This window comes from Halorubrum sp. SP9, from assembly GCF_005435015.1.
Taxonomy (GTDB): domain Archaea; phylum Halobacteriota; class Halobacteria; order Halobacteriales; family Haloferacaceae; genus Halorubrum; species Halorubrum sodomense.
Genome location: NZ_SGXU01000063.1, coordinates 1 through 3,617 on the forward strand (window position 1 = coordinate 1; position 3,617 = coordinate 3,617).

Annotated in this window: 2 protein-coding genes; one reads left to right on the forward strand and one right to left on the reverse strand. The window is 53.0% G+C overall.

Annotated features, from left to right (window positions below):
- Positions 1–40: 40 nt before the first annotated feature.
- Positions 41–1,693, reverse strand: coding sequence for a response regulator (locus EXE45_RS16180; RefSeq protein ID WP_137694924.1), 1,653 nt, complete (start codon positions 1,691–1,693; stop codon positions 41–43).
- A 297-nt stretch (positions 1,694–1,990) separates the two neighbouring features.
- Here EXE45_RS16180 and EXE45_RS16185 point away from each other — a divergent pair, with 297 nt between their 5' ends.
- Complete coding sequence (locus EXE45_RS16185) at positions 1,991–2,476, forward strand: chemotaxis protein CheW (protein ID WP_137694925.1); 486 nt, start codon at positions 1,991–1,993, stop codon at positions 2,474–2,476.
- Positions 2,477–3,617 lie beyond the last annotated feature (1,141 nt).

Consider the following 3,617-nt stretch of genomic DNA (forward strand, 5'->3'; position numbering starts at 1 on the left):
TAGAACCACTGTGTGAGCCGCTGTAACCGTGACTCAGCATCTATTCAACACAGCATTCTAATCCTCGCTTGCGGTTCTCGCGCTCGGTGACGTCCTGAAACTTTGAAAAGACCGACTGTACGTCCCCTTCTGCGTTGGTAACAACACGGCTGTGCCACTCACCGGTGAATACTTCGCCGTCCTTTCGGACGTTCCGATTGAGTGCGTGTTCTCCGCCATTGGCATTGAGGAGGCTCTCGACGACAGTGCCAATTTTGTCATGGTCATCGGCGGCGACAATCGTCTTCCATGGTTCGCCGCGTATCTCTTGCTCACCATATCCAAGGATTTCTTCAGCCCGTGCGTTCAGCCGTTCGAATCGGAATGTGTTGTCCCACTGGACGGCCCCAAGTGGGGATTCCTCGAATAACAGCGCGAGTTCCTGCTGTCGTTGGCGAGTAGTCTGCTCGTGTTCGACGCGATTAAGTGCTGCTATGAGACTCCCTGCCAGTAGTTCTCCGAGCGCGGTGTCCTGTTGATCGAAGGCTGCTCGCTTCTCGGAGCCAGCGATCAGTACCCCATGATCAGCAAGTGGCAGATATAAGTGACCAGCGAGATCAGTTCCGGTGTTGTGGCTGTCCGAATCTTGCTGTACATCTGCTATTACTGCTGGTTCGCCGTCGCGGTAGACTCGTCCCGCGATACTGTCCGTCACAGGAAGTGGTTGTATATTTCCGATGAGCGAGTTTAGATCATCCGTCTGTGCCACGGGAACCAGCTGAGTGTCGTCAGCTTCGGAGATGTGGATAGCATTTGCCTTGAAATTGAGGATATCACTGGCAGCCTCAACGCCAATATCAGCGACCTCTTGTCTGGTTTCTGCCTCTAGGAGTGCCTGTGTAGCCCGGTTCAGTTCGGTTAACTGTCGTTCACGTGTTTTTTTCTCAGTGATGTCGTTGACTGCCCCACGGAGCTTCGTTACCTGCTCTCCAGATTCCACGACTGGAGTGATCGTAACGTCCAAGAGACGCTCGTCGCTGCCGCCTGGATGGAGTCGCCACGTGTCTCGTAGTTTATCACCTGCTTCGAAACCCTTCTCGAGTGCCTGCTGAACTTCTTCGCGGTCATCCGGGTGGAACAATTCTATCGCCTCTTCAACAGGGATTTCAGTTAGGTTGGGACGCTCGATAATTCGACGGGCACCAACGGTCAGCAAGACCCTACCACTCTCTCTGTCGAATTCGAACCCGCCGGTGTTGCCCGCAAACTCTGTCAGGCGCATCAGTTCTTCCTGTCTGTCAGCGCGCTCGGCCTCACGTCGGGTGTTGACCGCGTTCCGAATTCGGTTGGTCAAGAGTTCGTACGTCTCTGAACCTGTTCCCTTCTGAAGATAGTCTGTTACATCGGCAGAGATCGCCTCACTGGCTACCTCTTCACTGCCCTTGCCGGTAAAGAGAATGAACGGGAGGTCTGGATTGTTCTCACGGACACCTTGTAAGAGTTCTAAGCCATCCATGCCGGGCATGTTGTAGTCCGAGACAATACAGTCGGGTAGGTGACTATCAACCCGTTCTAGAACCTCGTTACCGCTGTTTGCTGTCTCAACAGTGAATTTATCATCCTCACGTTCGAGAAACGTCGCAGTCCGGTCTGTAAGAGACGGCTCATCGTCAACGTGGAGAACCTGAATCTGTTGTTCCGAAACGAGAGTCATTACCTGTTACTTTGCCACCAGTTCTATAACACTTTCTGAGGATTATCATGTTTGATTTGTTCTTGTATAGCACATTGTTGATGGAGAGAGTTCTTGCGATTTCGAGATACACCACTTCTGTGAGATATCTCGTACCACAGTAGCTCTGCCGACTACCTACTGAGTGAGGTTTATAAAGGGAACCCGTGCCAACAACCTCCACGAGAAGAGTGGGAGTCAAGACGATTTTACGGGTCTGGCAATCAAAGCTAATAATTTTAGGGGTACAGTTATTTGTGTCTTCACCACAGACTCTTTATGTCAGTCACAAAAACTGAAGCTGAACCCACCAAAGTGCTGGAGTTTGGCTTGGGCAACGGGACGTACTGTCTGGATATCGGGATCATCGACGAAATCGTTGACGCCGGCAAGCTCACGCGGATCCCTAATTCCCCTGACCACGTTGAAGGCGTAATGGACCTGCGAGGACGTACGACAACGATTGTTGATCCGAAGACACTCTTTTCGATCGACGAGAAAGGACCCCGCGAACGGATTGTGGTGTTCGACGACGACGAGACCGATGGGAGCGGTGCCGTCGGCTGGATGGTTGATGAACTGTTCCAAGTCCGCGACGTGGCTCCAGAAGACGTGGATCAAGCAACAACCGTTAATGGCGAAGGGGTTAATGGAATCGTCAAATCCGAAAACCGCTTCTTGATCTGGGTCACTACAGATATCGACGAGGTCGTGGACTTCGAAGCTCCCAATCTCGTGAGGGAGAAGGAGCAGGCCGACGAATAGTGGGTCGGCGGATCAGCATAATACAAGCTGGAGACTCCGACCTCAACCCCTGCGGGACATACGGTCACGCTGCTGTCCCGGAACAGTACTTTCGCCTCGCTCGCCTGAGCTATAAGTCACAGAGTCTCTAATTTTGAAGCGAAGGAGCACTGCTGGGCCGGTTTCAACAACCGGATCAGCTCCCAAACAGTGTCAGACGCTCCCTCTCCCCTCGAAGTAGCCCGTGAACTCGTGAGAAATTCATCACACCGCAAGAAGGCAAGCCATCAACGATCTTCTACAGATAAGCGGATTGTGTACCGGGCAAGGTGTTCAGGAAACGGGGGTTTTCTGAACACCAGTATGAGGACTAAGAATAGGCCTAACTACAGGCTTATACGGAGATGGCGAAAACGAGAGTTAGTCAGGGGGCGAACGGGCAGTACAAGATCACCGTATCGGAGGGGCTCGCCGAGGCGATGCCTGTCCTCGTCGTTGCGTGGGGCGTAACAAACCGGGCGTGGATGCTTTCCCAGATACTTGATATCTGGATCCTCACGGTCAAGGATCTCTATACAGACTCACTGCCCCCGCTTACTGAACCCGGCCGCCTCGCAGGACGCTTCGTACGTGGCGAGAACCACCCGTCAATGATGCGTACGTCGCAGCGGCGGATGCCGAGTCCGACTTCGGCGGCTCACGCTAGCAAGGTCGTATAGTGGTGTCACACAGTATTGACTGCGACACCACATCGAGTACTCTATCTGGGACGTGAAATCCACGGACGACGACAGTTCGCCGTTGGGTCTCACTCAGGGACAACGCCTCAGAGAATGCGCGGGTATTAGCAGCGGTCACTGCGGCGACAGACTGTACCAGCCAAATGACAGCAGATCCCTACTCTAATCGCCCACCGCAGAGATCGTTCTCATTCCACAAACGACAAGTCAACCCACATAATACGTTCGCTGAGGCGGTCGAACTCTGGCATAGGCACTCAAAGTTGTCCGCCTCATCCTCTAATTTAATACTAGGTTGAGTGGTTCATGCGTCGCGTTGCCGGAAGACAAGAACGACAAGCGCCACAACAAGTACAATCTGAACGATCTGCTTTGTTGAATCCGATGACGGCGCGGGGATCACTGTTTGAGAGCTTGTTCGA